We start from the raw sequence: 17,109 nt of genomic DNA, 5'->3' as shown, positions 1-17,109 counted from the left end.
AAAATATGGGCAAAGGCCGTCGGCAATCGTGACTGACAGCAAGCCAGTGGCTCAGCCAGCGCGCACCTTGCCGATCGCAAGGTGTTTCTGAAGCGATTGACAGGCGTTCATAATATGATCGTAGACCAACTTTGCGGCCTGTTCGGTCTCGCCAGCGCGGCAGGCGGCCAGGATTTCGCGATGTTCTCGATCCGCAAGCTCATGACCGCCGGAAATCGTCAGCTGAACTCGCAGATAGCGTTCGATGCGATCGTTAACCGACCGGATCATGCGGAGGAGATATGGTCGCCCGGCGTCTAGATAAAGACTGGAATGGAACTCCCAATTTAGTTCCACCCAGCGGCCGACGTCGGTTTCCTTCGCAAAGGAGTCGCAACTTGCTTGCGCCTTATCGAAGGTCTTCTCGTTCATGTGGGGGAGGGAAAGCCGAATTGCGTTCGATTCCAGCATCGCTCGGACCTCGAAAATCTGCACGATCTCCGGTTCCGACATGCTGGCGACAATTGCGCCCTTGTTTCGCTGAAATGCCACGAATCCCTCTGCCTCGAGCCGCTTCAAAGCTTCGCGCACCGGAATCTTGCTGATGTTGAACATGCGGGCGACGTCGTCTTGCCTGATCGGTTCGCCCTCATCAAGCGACCCGGATATGATTGCTCCGCGGATGAACTTCAAAACCACGTCGGAAGCGGTGGGGGCGGCACCCAAATCGGGAATGTCGGCAAATGCAAATGGCACGTGTAGAGTCTCCGCACGGAGCGTCAGATCTGCAAACATAGATATCGTAGACGATGTTCGCGATCAAATACGCTCGCGATTCTGCTCAACCCGAGTGTCTGCATGGCCTGAGATGCCGTCCGGCGTGGGTTCTTTTGAGCCCGGCCGATCAGCAGCGACTGGCGCATTTCCCCTCAATCGAGCCTTGACGAGAGCCGAAGATCGTATACGATATCCAATTGGAAGCCGCGGCTCTGGGGACTCCCGAATGCGAAGCACGAAAGTCATCCATGTTGTTTCCTGCCACGCGGAGGGCGAAGTCGGGGATGTCATCGTTGGCGGGGTGTCTCCTCCGCCGGGAGCCACTGTCTGGGACCAGCGCAAATGGATCGCAGAAGACAACCGACTTCGTAACTTCGTTCTTAACGAACCGCGCGGCGGCGTCTTCCGGCACGTCAACCTTCTGGTCCCTCCGAAGCATCCCGATGCGCAGATGGCTTGGATCATAATGGAACCGGAAGATACGCCCCCGATGTCCGGCTCCAATTCGATCTGCGTGTCGACGGTAATTCTGGACACCGGGATCATCCCCATGCAGGAGCCGGTAACCGAAATGGTGCTCGAGGCGCCGGGCGGTCTGGTACGCGTGCGGGCCGACTGTGCCGGAGGAAAAGCCCAGCGCATCACGGTCGAAAACGTACCATCATTCGCCAACAGGGTCGGTGTGCCGCTTGAGGTCGATGGCCTCGGTACCATCACGGTCGACACGGCCTATGGAGGCGACAGTTTCGTCGTCGTGGACGCACCTGCCCTAGGGTTAGCGCTTGAAACCGACGAGGCTCGTGATCTCGCCGAACTTGGGGTGCGCATCACCGATGCGGCCAATCGACAAATGGCGTTCTCCCACCCTGAGCGTCCCGATTGGCGCCACCATTCGTTCTGTCTTTTTGCCGGCGCCATCACCCAGGATGGCAACCGCCTCCGCGCAAAATCGGTCGTTTCGATAAAACCTGGCAAGCTCGACCGATCGCCGACCGGAACGGCGGTGTCGGCCCGCATGGCGCTCTTGCACGCGAAGGGTCAAATGACAGCCGAGGATTGCTTCACCGGTGTGTCCATCATCGGGTCAGAATTTCACGGCAAGATTCTCGGCACCACGCAGGTTGTCGGTATGCCCGCAATACGCCCCCAGATCAGCGGTCGCGGTTGGATCACCGGCATCCATCAGCACATGCTGGATCCTGAAGATCCTTGGCCGGCGGGCTATCGCGTGGCGGACACCTGGCCGATGAAGCGTGCGAAGGTGTGAAGGTGGTTCTTCGCCCGGCATCTTTCTCCAGCTCATGCCCCAAGAAGCTTGACGCTCAACAAGGCTCGTATACGATATTCGAAATGCCGCAGGATGGAGCGAGTTCTCACTATCTCAGGCAAGGCAGCGTCTGGACGCACGCTCACGCTGCAGGCGCCATCTACAGCTGAAAAAAAGTGCACCAGGATGGCCAATGTTTCGCAACATGGGAGGAAAAAATGACAATCTTCAAAAGCAACGGTGATCGCGTTCCTGCCGCCATCGAGGCGATGGCTAAAGAAGCGCGCGCGGGCCGCGTGGACCGGCGCGAATTCCTGGCGCTGGCAAGCGCCTTCGGCGCGTCGACGGCGTTCGCCTATGGCATGATTGGCCTTGCCGCGCCGACAAAAGCCCTGGCGCAAGAGCCGAAGAAAGGCGGAACGCTGCATGTCGCGATGTCGGTCAAGGCGCAGAAGGACCCGCGCACCTATGACTGGACGGAGATGGCGAACGTCACCCGCACCTGGCTGGAGCCGCTCGTGCGCTACACGCACCAGTTCACCTTCGAGCCGGTGCTGCTCGAAAGCTGGGACGTCAACGACGACGCCACCGAATACACGCTGCATCTGCGCAAAGGCGTCACCTGGAACAACGGCGATGCCTTCAACGCCGATGACGTCGTCTTCAACCTCAATCGCTGGTGCGAGAAGGGGGCTTCCGGCAATTCCATGGCCGCCCGCGTCGGCGCGCTGGTCGACGCCAAGACCGGCAAGGCAAGGGATGGCGCGATCACCAAGGTCGATGACCATACGGTCAAGCTGAAGCTGTCCGAAGCCGATATCGCGATCATCCCGGGCTTCACCGACTATCCGGCGCTGGTCGTGCATCGCAACTTCGACAAGGATGGCGCCGATCCGATCAAGAAGCCGATCGGCACCGGCGCTTTCGAGCTGGTGTCTTACGATGTGGGCCAGAAAGCCGTGGTCAAGCGCCGCGAGAACGGCAAGTGGTGGGGCGGCGAAGCGCCGCTCGACGGGGTCGAGTTCATCGACTACGGCACCGACTTCAACGCCACGCTGAATGCCTTCGATTCCGGCGAGATCGATCTCGATTTCGAGACGCCGGCCGACTTCATCGACCCCCTAGACAAGATGGAGCTGGTGAAATCGGAAGTCGCGACGGCGACCACGCTCGTTGCGCGCACCAACATCACCCACAAGCCTTACGATGACAAACGGGTGCGCAATGCGCTGCAGATGGCGGTCGACAACAACCAGGTCATGCAGCTCGGCTACGCCGGCCGCGGCACGGTCGGCGAGAACCACCATGTCAGCCCGATCCATCCGGAATATTACCCGCTGCCGAAGAAGGAACGGGACGCGGCGGGCGCCAAGAAGCTGATGGCCGACGCCGGGCAGGCCGACTTCGAGCACGAGCTGATCACGGTCGAGGACGAATGGCAGAAGAACACCGGCGACGCGATCGCCGGCCAGTTGCGCGATGCCGGGATCAAGGTGAAGCGCACGGTGCTGCCCGGTTCGACCTTCTGGAACGACTGGACGAAATATCCTTATTCCATGACCATCTGGTACATGCGCCCGCTCGGCGTGCAGGTGCTGGCGCTGGGCTACCGTACCGGCGAGGCCTGGAACGAGACCGCGTTCTCGAACCCGGATTTCGACGCCAAGCTCAAGGAGGCGCTGTCGCAGATCGACGTCGCCAAGCGCAAGGAGGTGATGAAGGACGTCGAGCAGATCCTGCAGGACTCCGGCGTCATCATCCAGCCGTTCTGGCAGAAGCTCTACTGCCACATGAACAAGAAGGTGAAGAACTACGCCATGCACCAGACCTATCAAATGGACTTCCAGAACGTCTGGCTGGAAGCTTAAGGCGCGCAGCGCAAGGACTTCATGCGCCGTGAAAAAGCCGATATGCAGGATGCGTGGTGGTGATCGTGCCACCACGCCGCCGACCATCCGGAGATCCTGCATGAGACCGATGATGCTGGCAGTTGCCATCTCGATCGCCTTGCCTGCCGCGGCACTCGCCGGGCCGGCTTCCAACGCCGTGAAGTTCTTCTATGTGCCTGAAGTGAAGTTCGAGGCGGACGCGAAATACCGCGACCGCTTCACCGAGCCGGTCACCAAGCTCTTCGAAGCCAACGACAAGGCCCGCAAGGAGAAGCCCGACGAGGTATCCTGCATCGACTTCGACCCAGGCCTCGACGCCCAGGATTTCGACCAGAAGACCGTGTCGAAGACGCTGAAGCTTGCCGAGGCCGTCAATGGCGACACCGCCGAGGTGACGGCAAGCTTCAATCTTTTCCCGGAAGGCGATGACTCCAAACGCGAAATGGTGTGGTCGCTGAAGAAAGTGGACGGCAAGTGGAAGATCGCCGACATCACTTCCAAAACCAGCGACTGGACGCTCAGCGCGCTGGAATGCGGCTCCTCGACGGAGTGACGCCGTGCTTCGGCGTCTGGTCCTCGCGCTGTCGAGCTTGTCGATGCTGACCGCGGGGCTGAACGGCGGCGCCTACGGGCAAGGACTGTTCGGCTCGCCGCCGCCGAACGCGTCCTCTGGCGACAATGCGCCGGCGATCGAGAAGTCGGCGCCGGCCACAACGCCTGAAAGCAAGCTGGCCGAACCGGCGCCAGCTGCGCCCGTCCTGCCCGGATCGCCGACGGCGGTGGTGAAGCCCTTCTACGAGCATCTCGGGCTGGAATTGGACCCCAGCCAGCGCAAGAACTTCAGCGATCCGGCGAAGAGCGTACTCGACAAAGCCGACGCGCTGCGCGCCTCGGGTCAGGGCGAGTGCCTCGATCCCAACATGGCGCTCGACAATGCCGATTACGACAAGCTCGCCATCGACAAGAGCCTGCGCACCATCGAAGCGATCAATGGTGACGAGGCCAAGGTGGTGGTCGTCTTCGTCGTCGAAGGCCACCAGCACCGTCTCGAATGGAAGCTGAAGAAGGTCGGCGGCGACTGGAAGATCTCCGACCTCCTGTCGGTCACCGGCGAATGGGCGCTCAGCCAGTACCAGTGCGAATGAATATGATTGAACTTCGGCGCCGGCGATCCTTCGCGCCCCCCTCTGGCCTGCCGGCCATCTCCCCCACAAGGGGGAAGATTGGCAGCTTCGGCGACCCGCCTACTTTGCCACGATGGAGATTGGCGAAAGCCGGGGTGATGTCCGATCTCCCTCCAAGTGGGGGAGATGTCCGGCAGGACAGAGGGGGGCGCTGTCCCGCCAGCCTTTCGCAACAAATTTCACCCGCGCCCGCGATATGGCGCGACCCCGGTGTCGGGCAGCCAGGCGCCTTCGGGCGGCGCGCCGGTCTGCCAGAAGACGTCGATGGGGATGCCGCCCCGCGGGAACCAGTAGCCGCCGACGCGCAGCCAGAGCGGCTTGGTCGCTTCGACGATGCGGCGGCCGATCATGACGGTGCATTCCTCGTGAAAGGCGCCATGGTTGCGGAACGAGGTCATGAACAGCTTCAGCGACTTCGATTCCACCAGCGTCTTGTCGGGCGCGTAGTCGATGACGATGTGGGCGAAGTCGGGCTGGCCGGTGACCGGGCAGAGCGAGGTGAATTCCGGGCAGGTGAAGCGCACGATCGCGGGCGGGCCGTCGCCTCGCTCGAACGGCACGGTTTCCAGGACTGCCTGTTCGGGACTCTGCGGCGTCTCGACGTGTTTGCCGAGCTGGGTCAGGTTTTTGGCGTCGGTCATCGATGGCTCCTCGCTGCCGCCGATGATTGCAAGGGCGGCAGGTGCAATCAGTTGAAAGTGCGCCGCGATCGAACGGACCCGGCGTGTTTGGCGGCTCATTAGCATTGGAGCGAAAGCCGCGCAGCGGTTTTCGGATGAATCCGATGCGTGAAATGGAAGCGGGAGCAGCGCCCGCGCAATTTGATACGGCAGGAAGACGATGACCAGCAACGACCCGCTTCTCCAACCTTATCCGCTCAAGCACCTGACGCTGAAGAACCGGGTGATGTCGACCAGCCATGAGCCGGCTTATTCCGAGGACGGCATGCCGAAGGAGCGCTACCGGCTCTACCACGCCGAGAAGGCCAAGGGCGGCATGGCGCTGACGATGACAGCGGGCTCTGCCATCGTGTCACGCGACAGCCCGGCCGCCTTCGGCAACCTGCATGTCTATGACGACGCCATCGTGCCGTGGCTCGCCGAACTTGCGGATGCCTGTCATGAGCATGACTGCAAGGTCATGATCCAGATCACCCATCTCGGTCGCCGCACCGGCTGGAACAAGGCCGACTGGCTGCCGGTGCTTTCCGCCTCGCCGGTGCGCGAGCCGGCGCATCGCGCCTTTCCCAAGACCATCGAGGACTGGGACATCGAGCGCATCGTTGCCGATTATGCTTCCGCCGCCCAGCGCTGCCAGGCGGCCGGCCTCGACGGCATCGAATTCGAATCCTACGGCCATCTGATGGACGGCTTCTGGTCGCCCGCCACCAACCATCGCGACGATGATTTCGGCGGCTCGCTCGACAACCGGCTGCGCTTCACCAACATGGTGCTGGATGCGGTTCGCGCCGCGGTCGGCGAGAAATTCGTCGTCGGCATCCGCATGGTCGCCGACGAGGATTTCGAAAAAGGCCTGTCGAAGGAGGAGGGCGTCGAGATCGCGAAACGTCTGGCTGGCTCCGGCAAGGTCGATTTCCTCAACATCATCCGCGGCTCGATCGAGACCGACGCGGCGCTGACCAAGGTCATCCCGGTGACCGGCATGCGCTCGTCGCCGCATCTCGATTTCGCCGGCGAGGTGAGGGCGGCGACGAAATTCCCGACTTTCCACGCGGCGCGGATCTCCGATGTCGCGACCGCGCGTCATGCGATCGCCTCCGGCAAGCTCGACATGGTCGGCATGACGCGCGCCCATATCGCCGATCCGCATATCATCAGGAAAGTGATGGAAGGGCGCGAGCACGAGATCCGGCCTTGCGTCGGCGCCACCTACTGCCTCGATCGCATCTATGAAGGCGGTGAGGCGCTCTGCGTCCACAACGCCGCCACCGGCCGCGAAGCGACGATCCCGCATGTCATCGCGAAAAGCGAAGGGCCGAAGAGGCGGGTGGTGGTCGTCGGAGCCGGGGCGGGCGGTCTGGAAGCCGCGCGTGTCGCCGCCGAACGGGGCCATCAGGTGGTGGTCCTCGAAGCGTCCAGCCAGGCCGGCGGCCAGGTGCGGCTCGCGACGCAAAATCCCCGCCGCAAGGAACTGATCGGCATCATCGACTGGCGGCTTGCCGAGCTCGATCGCCTCGGCGTCGAGATCCGCTACGACACATGGGCCGAAAAGGACGATGTCCTGGCACTGGCGCCGGATGTGGTGATTGTCGCCACCGGCGGCCTGCCGCAGAACCCGCCGCTGGCAGCGGGCGACAATCTCGTCACCTCGAGCTGGGACATTATGGCCGGCAGTGTCAAGCCGGCCGAGAACGTGCTGCTCTATGACGACAATGGCGGCCATCAGGGCATGGGCGCGGCGGAATTGATTGCCAACAGCGGCTCGAAGCTCGAACTGGTCTCACCGGAGCGCTTCTTCGCGCCGGAAATGGGCGGCCTGAACCACGTGCCCTATATGCGCGCTTTCCATGAGAAAGGCGTCACCGTCACCATCAACACCCGTCTGCGCTCGGTGCGACGCGAGGGTAACCAGCTCATCGCCGAGTTGGCGTCGGACTTCGCCGATGGCTGGCGCGGCGAGCGGCGCGTCGACCAGGTGGTCGTCGAGCATGGCACCGCGCCGCTCGACGATCTCTACCTCGCGCTGAAGCCGCTGTCGAAGAATGGCGGCGCGGTCGACTACGAGCGGCTGGTAAGCGGCGGCGACATTTTTCCGCCACGCAATCCGGAAGGCGGCTTTGTTCTGTTCCGCATCGGCGACGCAGTCGCCTCGCGCAACATCCACGCCGCCATCTATGACGGCATCAGGTTCGGCATCCGGATCTGAACCTCGGTCCTCCAATGGGTAGGCTAGACCTGACAGATCTTATTTGCAATTTTCGGGCGCGGATTCGGAGGGCTGCAACCCGGGTCGCATAGTCGGGGGCTTGCTTGACCGGAAAAGATCTGTTCGTTCCGCGCCAGACCAATACGGCGCTCTATATCCAATTGCACGAGTCCGGGCACTCGTTGGGCGATCTTCTACGCGTGCAGAAGGCCTATCGCGTGGCGTGCGCGATGTTCAACGGCCGCTATCGAAAGTCGGGACGGCCCTTCATCTGCCATGCGATAGGCGCCGCCTCGTCGGTGGCGCATTTCGAACGGGATCTCGACTTCGTCCTCGCGGCGATGTTCCACGCTGCCTATGACAGCGGCCAGTATCCGGACGGCAGGTCCAGCAGGCGCAGCGAGGCGCACCGGAAATGGCTGGAGGCGCGGATCGGGCCGAGGGCTGAAGGCCTCGTCGCCCGCGTCGGCGCCATGAAATTCGACACCGGCGACCCCGAGCGCCTTCTGCAGGAGGGCGTGCCGGCCGGCGATGAGGACATCCTGTTCCTGCAGCTTGCGCACGAGGTCGACGACCTCGCCGACGGCGGCTTGGCATTCGCACCCAAATATGGCCGCTCGATCGAAACGCGGGTCGCGGCCTGCGCCATCCTGGCCAGGCAACTGGGCCGCGAGGATCTCGCCGCGACGATCGAAACATATGGCGGCCGTTATGAAGCGCTTGGCTGGGCGGCAGCGCTTCAGGACGTCAGGCTGGAAGGTTTTCGCATCGCGCCGAATATGCGGACCTATATAAAGCTGCGACGGGAAAAACTACGCGGCGGTTCCGTTGAGGTGATCTGATGCCCGGTGACGGCCGCACCACGGAAACGCACCGGACCTGCAAGGAGAGCCACCTGCCGCGTTGGTCCGGTGCGCCGCGCGCGGCCGCCGGCCTGCACCGGTACCGCGCGAGCCGTTGAGGGGTCAGAACATCCTGGCCGTGGCCATGCACAATACGGTGATGACCAGCAGCCCGCCGGCGAGGCGTTCGCTTTTGGTCATTTTCGCGCGCAACTGCGTTTGCGTCGCCGCATCGGCACCGGCCAATCGCCTGCTGGAAGAGGCGACCAGGGCGCCCTGCACGCCGGCGGCGATCAGCGCCGTCGCAATGCCCAGCGCCAGCACTATTTCCATCGGGCCGAAAGCGCCTTCGTGGAAGAAATACCAGAGCAGCAGACCGGTCAAGAAGACCATGCCGGAGGCGCCGAGTTGCGGCCGGATAAAGCGCTCCGCCTTGATCTCCGGATCACGGGCAACCGCAATGGTCGTGCCGGCCCAGAAGACGCCGGCCATAACATGCAGGCCGATGACGACGATGTAGACATATTGCATGACTGCATTCCTCTCGTTCGCCCCGCCACCGGTGTGACGCTTTGCCTGTCGGGTTTGCCTATCGGCTGGGTCCGACAACGTTAATAAGACAAAGTTAGATATCTAACAGTTAGATGTCAACGCTTCATGCGAAGCTTCGCCAACCCGTTGCTTGTTTTAGGGTCCAGCCATGACGCCATTTGATCGCCCGCCCATCGGCATGAATCTCGCGCGCACCGCCAAACTGGTGGCGCAGGCCTTTGACGCTGCCTTGGTGGAGGTCGGCGGAACGCTGCCGGTCTGGGTGACCTTGCTCTCGGTCAAGTCGAAGGAACTGGCCAACCAGCGCGAGCTTGCCGGCATGATCGGCATCCAGGGCGCGACGCTGACGCATCACCTCAACGCCATGGAGGCGCAAGGGCTGCTGACGCGCCGCCGCGATCCGCAGAACCGCAGGGTGCATCAGGTGGCGCTGACCGAAACCGGCGAAGCGCTGTTCGAGAAGTTGCGCCTCGAGGCCGTCGCCTTCGACAAAAGGCTGAGAGCTGGGCTGCCGGACGACCGGCTTGCGGAATTCGCCGAGGTGCTGGCGGCGCTTCGGGCGAATGTGGGAGGTTAGGCCCGGCTGCCCTGCAGCACCTTGAGCTTCGCCTTCTTCGGGCTGCGCGCGGTAAGCCATTCGCGCGCCTTGTCCTGCGGCATCGGGAAGGCGATCGAATAGCCCTGCACCTGGTCGCAGCCGATCGCCATCAGCGAGTCGAGCTCGGCCTCCGTTTCCGCGCCCTCGGCGACGATCGAGATGCCGAGCCCGCGGGCAAGCTCGGTGATGGCGCGCACGATCTTGGTGTTGTCGCCGTTCTCGTTGATGTTCTGGACGAAGCGGCGGTCAATCTTCAGCCGATCGATCTCGTTCGGGTTGACATGGCTGAGTGAAGCATAGCCCGTGCCGAAATCGTCGAGCTCAAGATGGACGCCCGCCGCGCGGATATGCCTGAGCTTGGCGGCGATGCCGGTCTTCTCGTCGTCGAGGATGACGGATTCAACGATTTCCAGCGACAGCTTCTGCGGCGCAAGCCCGGCTCGCTCCAGCGTTCCGAACAGGAAATTGTCGAAATCCGGCTCGCGCAGCTCGGTGCCCGAGACATTGACGGCGATGCGTCCGAAATCGATGCCGGCGCGATCCCATTCGGCGGCTTCGTTGATCGCCTTGCTGATGACGATGCGGCCGATATCCGGCATGAAGCCGCACTTCTCCGCCACCGGGATGAATTCGCCGGGCGAGATCATGCCGCGCGTGGCGTGCTTCCAGCGCACCAGTGCTTCGATACCGCTGATCTTGCCGCTGGTGAGCGACACTTGAGGCTGGAAATAGACCTCGAAGGTCTTTTCCGCGATCGCCGTGCGGATGTCCTGCTCGAGCTGCTTGCGGTAGTCGAGCTCGAGCCGCAGCTCTTCGGAGAAGAAGGAGAAGCTGCCGCCGCCGAGCTTCTTGGCCGAATAGAGGGCGAGATCGGCATGGACGAGCAGGTCCTGCGCGTTGTCGGCGTCGACTGGATAGACGGCGATGCCGGCGCTGGCGCCAGGCATTATGGTCGTGCCCTGGAAGGTGATCGGCTCGTTGATGTTGGCGATGATGCGCTTGGCTAGTGCATGGATGTCCTCGGTGCTGCCGGCGCCGTTGAGGATCATCACGAACTCGTCGCCGCCGAGACGGGCGCAAAGATCCGATGCGCGGCAGGAATCGCGCATGCGTTGCGCGGTGACGACAAGCACATAGTCGCCCGCCGCATGCCCCAGCGTGTCGTTGATCTGCTTGAAGCGGTCGAGGTCGAGTTGGATCACCGCCAGCCGCTCGCGGCGACGATGCGCGCCCTTGATCAGCGTGTCGAAATGATCGGTGAGGAAGGTGCGGTTGTGCAGGCCGGTCAGGCCGTCATGCACGGCGATGAAGGCCATCGAATTGCGGGCGTCGACCAGTTCATGCGTCTTGCGCAGGATGGCCTTGGACATCGGCCGGAAGATGAATAGCGCGACCAGCACGATGACGCCGATGGTGGCAAAGAACAGCGTGCGGTGCAGGCTGAGCATCTCATCCGACCGCTCGGTGGCGAAGGCGCTGATGCGCTGGCCGAGCGCGGCATAGCCGGACAAAGTCGCATTGGCGACTGAGGCGTCGAGGCCGACGCGCTCGCCGCCGCCCTTATAGCCGTCGCTTTGCATGCCAAGCTGGGATGCAAATGATGAAACCAGTCGATCGCCGTTGGCGATAAGGCCGACCGAGAAATAGTCGAGATGGAACGGCTTGCTAAACAGCACATATTCGATCGATTGCGGATCGTTGCGTGACGGCGATAGCGGATCGGCGCCGGTCTCCTTGAGCAGCCGGTCGTAATTGGTCTCGAACTCGCCCGTTGCCTGCTTGAGCGCGGTGACCAGCGCCGGCTGCTTGTCGCGCGGGGCGGCACCGGTCGCGCTGGCCAGGAAAACGATGCGCTGCGACAGCGCTTTCTGCGTGGAGACGATGTTGAGCAGTGCGTCATTGTGCTGCTGCTGCGCCATCAACTGCTGCAGCAGGATGAAGGAAGCCATCACCATGGCGGCGATGATCAGCAAGGCCAGCCAGTAGCCGCTCTTGATCAGCAGAATCAGCTTGCGCGAAACGCTGTGCACCGGCTGCTGCGACATAACTGAGTGACCCCTCCCGATCGACGGATTCCTGCCATGAATATGCGGCGCCAGAACCCTTGACGTGAAAGGGTTAACAGCTCGGCAAACCGGCACGGTGCCGGAGCCGGCGGCGCGACAAAGCTGACAGGATGGTTATTATGTCCTTTCGCAGATCGTCGCATTTGAACACATCCTTGTCCGGCTGCGCTGAAGGAGCTGCGGCGCGGCTTGCACAACGCCACCGAAGCGGTCGTTTTTGCGATGGATTTTTCTTGTCCGCAGCGCGACAGTCCGCATCAAACAAAATAGGGCCATACGATGAGCGCAGCGTTTCTCTCCCACATCTACAGCGAGCTTGAAGGCCTGAAATCGGCCGGGCTCTACAAGTCCGAGCGGGTGATTTCCTCCACGCAGTCGGCCCTGATCGAGGTTGCCGGCCAGAAGGTGCTGAATTTCTGCGCCAACAACTATCTCGGCCTCGCCGACAGCCCCGAGCTGCGCGATGCGGCGAAGCAGGCGCTCGACCGCTACGGCTACGGCATGGCGTCGGTGCGCTTCATCTGCGGCACCCAGGAAGAACACAAAGAGCTCGAAGCCACCATCTCATCCTTCCTTGGCATGGACGACACCATTCTCTACGGCTCCTGCTTCGACGCCAATGGCGGCCTGTTCGAGACGCTGCTCGGCGAGGAGGACGCCGTCATCTCGGACGCGCTGAACCACGCCTCGATCATCGACGGGGTGCGGCTCTCCAAGGCCAAGCGCTTCCGCTACGCCAACAACGACATGGCCGACCTCGAGGCGCGGCTGAAGGAGGCGAAGGACCGCCGCTTCCGGCTGATCGCCACCGACGGCGTGTTCTCGATGGACGGCATCATCGCCAACCTGCAAGGAGTCTGCGACCTCGCCGAGAAATACGACGCCATGGTCATGGTCGACGACAGCCATGCCGTTGGCTTCGTCGGCAAGAACGGCCGCGGCTCGGCCGAGCACTGCGGCGTCGAGGGCAGGGTGGACATCATCACAGGCACGCTCGGCAAGGCGCTGGGCGGCGCGTCCGGCGGCTATACTGCGGGGAAGAAACAGGTGGTCGACTGGCTGCGCCAGCGCTCGCGGCCCTATCTTTTCTCAAACACGCTGATGCCGGCGATCGCCGGCGCCTCGCTGAAAGCCTTCGAGCTGATCCGCAATGGCGATGCGCTGCGCCGCCGCCTATATACCAATGCGGAACGCTTTCGGTCTCAAATGGGCAAGCTCGGCTTTACGCTTGCCGGCGCCGATCATCCGATAATCCCGGTGATGCTGGGCGACGCCGCTCTTGCGCAGGAGATGGCGGCCCGCATGCTGAAGCGCGGCATCTACGTCATCGGTTTTTCGTTCCCGGTGGTGCCGAAAGGCCAGGCGCGCATTCGCACCCAGATGTCGGCGGCGCACTCCGGCGCCGATATCGATCGCGCCGTCGAGGCGTTCGGCGAGGTCGGGAAGGAACTGGGTGTAATCGCTTGACGCTACCGCCGGCAATGGAAGTGGGCCATGGCGATCGATGTGACGAGCAGTATCGAGATCGCCAGGCCGCGCGCGGACGTCGCCGCCTTTTCTTCCGCTCCGGACAATGTTCCGCGCTGGTACGTCAACATCAAGTCGGTGGAATGGAAGACGCCGCGGCCGCCCAGGGTGGGCTCGAGAATTGCCTTCGTAGCCCAGTTCCTCGGGCGACGGCTTGTCTACACCTACGAAATTGTCGAATTCGTGCAGGGCGAACGGCTTGTAATGCGAACCGCCGAAGGGCCTTTTCCGATGGAGACGAGTTACACATGGCGGGATTCCGGCGAGGGCCGCACGCATATGACGCTTCGGAATCGCGGCTCGCCGGCCGGCTTTTCCCGTCTCATGACCCCGCTCATAGCCGTGGCTGTCCGGCGTTCGACCGACCGCGATCTGCTGCGGCTGAAGAACATCCTGGAAGCGGCAGGTTGATGATCCGTCAGGACGGGGAAGATTTTCTGGGGAGTGTTCGATGTCCAACATGATGAAGGCGCTGGTGAAGGCCAAGGCCGAGCCGGGCATCTGGATGGAAGAAGTGCCGGTGCCGGAAATCGGCCCCAACGACGTGCTGATCAAGGTCAGGAAGACCGCGATCTGCGGCACCGACGTCCACATCTACAATTGGGACCAGTGGGCGCAGAAGACCGTGCCGGTGCCGATGGTGACCGGCCATGAATTCGTCGGCACCGTCGCGGATTTCGGCGCGGCCGTCACCGAATACAAGGTCGGACAGCGCGTCTCGGGCGAGGGCCACATCGTCTGCGGCCACTGCCGCAACTGCCGCGCGGGGCGAGGGCATCTCTGCCGCAATACGCTCGGCGTCGGTGTCAACCGGCCCGGCGCCTTTGGCGAGTATGTAGCGATCCCGCAGCACAATGTCGTGCCGATCCCCGACGACGTGCCGGACGAGATCGCAGCGATCTTCGACCCATTAGGCAATGCCGTCCACACCGCACTGTCCTTCGACCTGGTCGGCGAGGATGTGCTGGTCACCGGCGCCGGCCCGATCGGCATCATGGGCGCGCTGGTCGCGCAGTGTGTCGGCGCCAGGAAGGTGGTCATCACCGACATCAATCCCGTCCGGCTGGATCTGGCGCGCAAGCTTGGCGTTCAGCATGTCGTCGACGCCTCGAAGGAGAAGCTGCGCGACGTGATGCCGGCACTCGGCATGACCGAAGGTTTTGACGTCGGGCTGGAGATGTCGGGCGCCGCGCCCGCCTTCCGCGACATGATCGACACCATGAACAATGGCGGCAAGATCGCCATCCTCGGCATCGCGCCGACCGGTTTCGAAATCGACTGGAACAAGGTCATCTTCAAGATGCTGCATCTCAAAGGCATCTACGGCCGCGAGATGTTCGAGACCTGGTACAAGATGATCGCCCTGGTGCAGGGGCCGCTGGATGTCTCGGGTCTGATCACGCATCGCATCGGCATCGACGATTTCCAGGTTGGGTTCGATGCGATGCGCAGCGGCAGTTCCGGCAAAGTGGTGATGGACTGGTAGGGTTTGGTTGAAGCAGCATCCTGGCAATGCTGCGGGACAGCTCCCTCTTTGGCCTGCCGGACAGAGGGGTGTGAAGGATCGCTACGAAGAAGATAAAGCCTCTTCCAGTGCTGCCACCCCCTGACAATCGCCGCTCTCTCTTCCTCGCTCAGCCTCGCCAGCAGCTCCCTTTCAAACGCCTTCGCCAGCGGCACCATTTCCCGGTAAGCGGCGAGCCCCGCCTTGGTCAGCGTCAGATGCTCGACGCGGCGGTCGTTCTCGTCCGGCGCTCTTGTCAGCCAGCGCCGGCGTTCGAGCTCGGCGACCGCGCGCGACACCTTGGTCTTGTGCATGGCCGACTGCTCGCCGAGTTCCGTCGCCGTCATCATCCCGCGCTGCCCGAGGCCTGAGAGCGTGCGCCATTCCGGCCGCGTCAGACCGTGGCGCTCCTTGTAGATGCGCGAGAATTCGCGGCTCACGGTGTCGGCCAGCCGGTAGAGCCGGTAGGGCAGGAAGTTTTCTAGCTCGAGAATTTCCGGTTTCATTTGGCGCACCATCGATGCGGGGTTCGGCGTTGATAGTTACATTTTCGATGGTTACAAATGAAACCAGTTTGGTCAACATCACCGGAAAGCCTTCCTCAACGCTGAGGGCGGCAGCCCGGGATCAGGGAGGATCGGATGGCCTTTTCCTATATGCCGGGCTTCGGCAATGATTTTGAGACCGAGACGCTGCCGGGATCGCTGCCGCAGGGCCGCAACTCGCCGCAGCGGCCGGCCTACGGGCTCTATGCCGAGCAGCTTTCGGGCTCGCCCTTCACCGCGCCGCGCGGCACCAACGAGCGCTCCTGGCTTTACCGCATCCGTCCAAGCGTGAAACACACCGGCCGCTTCAAGGGCGCGAGCTATCCCATGTGGAAGACGGCGCCCAACGTCGGCGACCACGAGCTGGCGCTCGGCCAATACCGATGGAACCCTGTTCCGATCCCGACCGAGCCGACCGACTTCATCTCCGGCATGCGCACCATGACCACCGCCGGCGACGCGGTCGGCCAGTCCGGCATGGCGGCGCATGTCTATGTCGCCAACCGCTCGATGGTCGACGACCATTTCTTCAATGCCGACGGCGAACTCATGATCGTGCCGCAGGTCGGCACGCTGCGCTTTGTCACCGAGATGGGCGTCATCGAGCTTCGCCCCGGCGAGATCGCGGTGCTGCCGCGCGGCCTCGTCTTCAAGGTCGAGCTCGCCGACAAGGAGGCGCGCGGCTATGTCTGCGAGAACTACGGGGCAAAATTCACCATGCCCGACCGCGGCCCGATCGGCGCCAATTGCCTAGCCAATCCGCGCGACTTCAAGACTCCCTGCGCGTGGTTCCAGGAGAAGGAGACGCCATGTCGGCTGATCGTCAAATGGTGCGGCACTTTCCACGTCACCGAGCTTGGCCATTCGCCGCTCGACGTCGTCGCCTGGCACGGTAACTACGCGCCCTATAAATATGATCTGGCGACGTTTTCGCCGGTCGGCGCGATCCTCTTCGATCACCCGGACCCGTCGATCTTCACCGTGCTGACGGCGCCGAGCGGCGAGGAGGGTACGGCCAATGTCGACTTCGTCATCTTCCCGCCGCGCTGGCTAGTGGCCGAAAACACTTTCCGGCCGCCCTGGTACCACCGCAACATCATGAGCGAGTTCATGGGCCTGATCCACGGCCAGTACGATGCCAAGGAGGAAGGTTTTGTCCCGGGCGGCATCAGCCTGCATAACCAGATGCTGGCGCACGGGCCCGACGCCTCCGGCTTTGAGAAGGCCACCCGCGCCGACTTGAAACCGGTCAAGCTCGACAACACCATGGCCTTCATGTTCGAGACGCGCTTTCCGCAGATGCTGACGCGCTACGCCGCCGAACTCGACACCTTGCAGGCGAACTACATCGACTGCTGGGCCGACCTGAAGAAGCGCTTCAACGGCACGCCGGAAGGCGACTGGTCCTGATTGGTGAGGTCAGAGTCAGGAAAAGATCGGCGGGTGGCTTGACGATCACTCGCGACGGCCTTGTTGTGGGACGAGCGGCACAA

At 62.7% G+C, this 17,109-nt stretch carries 15 protein-coding genes and 1 pseudogene; 11 read left to right on the top strand and 5 right to left on the bottom strand.

What is annotated here, in order from left to right:
* Positions 1-51: 51 nt before the first annotated feature.
* Positions 52-735 carry a GntR family transcriptional regulator gene (locus EJ078_RS01825; RefSeq protein ID WP_127217214.1) on the bottom strand — a complete coding sequence of 228 codons (684 nt, stop codon included), beginning with the start codon at positions 733-735 and terminating at the stop codon, positions 52-54.
* A 247-nt stretch (positions 736-982) separates the two neighbouring features.
* Between EJ078_RS01825 and EJ078_RS01820 the strand changes: the two genes are divergently transcribed.
* The 4 genes from EJ078_RS01820 (at position 983) to EJ078_RS01805 (ending at position 5,057) form a co-directional block, all read left to right on the top strand.
* A complete protein-coding gene (locus tag EJ078_RS01820; protein ID WP_127217213.1) occupies positions 983-2,023 on the top strand; it encodes a proline racemase family protein in 1,041 nt (346 codons plus the stop codon).
* Positions 2,024-2,241: 218 nt separating this feature from the next.
* Positions 2,242-3,891, top strand: a complete 1,650-nt coding sequence (locus EJ078_RS01815) for an ABC transporter substrate-binding protein (RefSeq protein ID WP_067329806.1) — start codon at positions 2,242-2,244, stop codon at positions 3,889-3,891.
* A gap of 100 nt (positions 3,892-3,991) precedes the next feature.
* Complete coding sequence (locus tag EJ078_RS01810; RefSeq protein ID WP_067000473.1) at positions 3,992-4,465, top strand: DUF3828 domain-containing protein; 474 nt, start codon at positions 3,992-3,994, stop codon at positions 4,463-4,465.
* Positions 4,466-4,469: 4 nt separating this feature from the next.
* Entirely contained in the window at positions 4,470-5,057 is a 588-nt protein-coding gene (locus EJ078_RS01805; protein WP_127241729.1) for a hypothetical protein, read from the top strand.
* Between the two features lie 218 nt (positions 5,058-5,275).
* Here the strand turns inward: EJ078_RS01805 and queF are convergent, their stop codons facing one another.
* On the bottom strand, positions 5,276-5,737 hold the full coding sequence (gene queF, locus EJ078_RS01800; protein ID WP_067330169.1) for a preQ(1) synthase: 462 nt from the start codon (positions 5,735-5,737) through the stop codon (positions 5,276-5,278).
* 199 nt (positions 5,738-5,936) lie between these two features.
* Between queF and EJ078_RS01795 the strand changes: the two genes are divergently transcribed.
* Positions 5,937-7,982: an NADH:flavin oxidoreductase gene (locus EJ078_RS01795; RefSeq protein WP_127403961.1), complete on the top strand. Its 2,046-nt coding sequence runs from the start codon at positions 5,937-5,939 to the stop codon at positions 7,980-7,982.
* A gap of 104 nt (positions 7,983-8,086) precedes the next feature.
* Positions 8,087-8,824: an HD domain-containing protein gene (locus EJ078_RS01790; RefSeq protein ID WP_127215363.1), complete on the top strand. Its 738-nt coding sequence runs from the start codon at positions 8,087-8,089 to the stop codon at positions 8,822-8,824.
* A 123-nt stretch (positions 8,825-8,947) separates the two neighbouring features.
* On the opposite strand, the gene EJ078_RS01785 is transcribed toward EJ078_RS01790, so the two are convergent.
* Positions 8,948-9,355, bottom strand: a complete 408-nt coding sequence (locus EJ078_RS01785) for a hypothetical protein (RefSeq protein WP_127215364.1) — start codon at positions 9,353-9,355, stop codon at positions 8,948-8,950.
* Positions 9,356-9,524: 169 nt separating this feature from the next.
* Here EJ078_RS01785 and EJ078_RS01780 point away from each other — a divergent pair, with 169 nt between their 5' ends.
* Positions 9,525-9,953, top strand: a complete 429-nt coding sequence (locus tag EJ078_RS01780) for a MarR family winged helix-turn-helix transcriptional regulator (RefSeq protein WP_095783187.1) — start codon at positions 9,525-9,527, stop codon at positions 9,951-9,953.
* Here EJ078_RS01780 and EJ078_RS01775 read toward each other — a convergent pair.
* Positions 9,950-12,019, bottom strand: coding sequence for an EAL domain-containing protein (locus EJ078_RS01775; protein WP_127403962.1), 2,070 nt, complete (start codon positions 12,017-12,019; stop codon positions 9,950-9,952). The genes EJ078_RS01780 and EJ078_RS01775 overlap by 4 nt on opposite strands.
* A 300-nt stretch (positions 12,020-12,319) precedes the next feature.
* On the opposite strand from EJ078_RS01775, the gene EJ078_RS01770 reads away from it, so the two are divergent.
* Genes EJ078_RS01770 through tdh form a run of 3 tightly spaced genes read left to right on the top strand, consistent with a single transcriptional unit; the run spans position 12,320 to position 15,053 of the window.
* Positions 12,320-13,507: a glycine C-acetyltransferase gene (locus tag EJ078_RS01770; RefSeq protein WP_208721053.1), complete on the top strand. Its 1,188-nt coding sequence runs from the start codon at positions 12,320-12,322 to the stop codon at positions 13,505-13,507.
* Between the two features lie 27 nt (positions 13,508-13,534).
* Positions 13,535-13,978 (top strand): SRPBCC family protein, encoded by a 444-nt coding sequence (locus tag EJ078_RS01765; RefSeq protein WP_127215367.1) that lies wholly within the window; start codon positions 13,535-13,537, stop codon positions 13,976-13,978.
* Between the two features lie 40 nt (positions 13,979-14,018).
* The gene (tdh, locus tag EJ078_RS01760) at positions 14,019-15,053 is read left to right on the top strand and encodes an L-threonine 3-dehydrogenase (protein WP_067329829.1); all 1,035 of its coding nucleotides are present in this window, start codon (positions 14,019-14,021) and stop codon (positions 15,051-15,053) included.
* Positions 15,054-15,134: 81 nt separating this feature from the next.
* Here tdh and EJ078_RS01755 read toward each other — a convergent pair.
* Positions 15,135-15,577 (bottom strand): annotated as a pseudogene (locus EJ078_RS01755) (MarR family transcriptional regulator).
* A 135-nt stretch (positions 15,578-15,712) separates the two neighbouring features.
* On the opposite strand from EJ078_RS01755, the gene hmgA reads away from it, so the two are divergent.
* Positions 15,713-17,026, top strand: coding sequence for a homogentisate 1,2-dioxygenase (hmgA, locus tag EJ078_RS01750; protein ID WP_127847437.1), 1,314 nt, complete (start codon positions 15,713-15,715; stop codon positions 17,024-17,026).
* Positions 17,027-17,109: the final 83 nt, after the last annotated feature.

This window comes from Mesorhizobium sp. M1A.F.Ca.IN.022.06.1.1 (assembly GCF_003952605.1).
In the GTDB taxonomy this organism is placed as follows: Bacteria; Pseudomonadota; Alphaproteobacteria; order Rhizobiales; family Rhizobiaceae; genus Mesorhizobium.
The sequence above is the reverse complement of the archived record's forward strand: the minus strand, read 5'-3'. Positions and strand labels throughout refer to the sequence as shown.

What these genes read in the sequence shown, in the direction of transcription:
- EJ078_RS01820 (WP_127217213.1), top strand. Translation starts at nt 983, where the DNA reads ATGCGAAGCACGAAAGTCATCCATGTTGTTTCCTGCCACGCGGAGGGC.
- EJ078_RS01815 (WP_067329806.1), top strand. Translation starts at nt 2,242, where the DNA reads ATGACAATCTTCAAAAGCAACGGTGATCGCGTTCCTGCCGCCATCGAG.
- EJ078_RS01810 (WP_067000473.1), top strand. Translation starts at nt 3,992, where the DNA reads ATGAGACCGATGATGCTGGCAGTTGCCATCTCGATCGCCTTGCCTGCC.
- queF (WP_067330169.1), bottom strand. Translation starts at nt 5,737, where the DNA reads ATGACCGACGCCAAAAACCTGACCCAGCTCGGCAAACACGTCGAGACG.
- EJ078_RS01795 (WP_127403961.1), top strand. Translation starts at nt 5,937, where the DNA reads ATGACCAGCAACGACCCGCTTCTCCAACCTTATCCGCTCAAGCACCTG.
- EJ078_RS01785 (WP_127215364.1), bottom strand. Translation starts at nt 9,355, where the DNA reads ATGCAATATGTCTACATCGTCGTCATCGGCCTGCATGTTATGGCCGGC.
- EJ078_RS01780 (WP_095783187.1), top strand. Translation starts at nt 9,525, where the DNA reads ATGACGCCATTTGATCGCCCGCCCATCGGCATGAATCTCGCGCGCACC.
- EJ078_RS01775 (WP_127403962.1), bottom strand. Translation starts at nt 12,019, where the DNA reads ATGTCGCAGCAGCCGGTGCACAGCGTTTCGCGCAAGCTGATTCTGCTG.
- EJ078_RS01770 (WP_208721053.1), top strand. Translation starts at nt 12,320, where the DNA reads ATGAGCGCAGCGTTTCTCTCCCACATCTACAGCGAGCTTGAAGGCCTG.
- EJ078_RS01765 (WP_127215367.1), top strand. Translation starts at nt 13,535, where the DNA reads ATGGCGATCGATGTGACGAGCAGTATCGAGATCGCCAGGCCGCGCGCG.
- tdh (WP_067329829.1), top strand. Translation starts at nt 14,019, where the DNA reads ATGTCCAACATGATGAAGGCGCTGGTGAAGGCCAAGGCCGAGCCGGGC.
- hmgA (WP_127847437.1), top strand. Translation starts at nt 15,713, where the DNA reads ATGGCCTTTTCCTATATGCCGGGCTTCGGCAATGATTTTGAGACCGAG.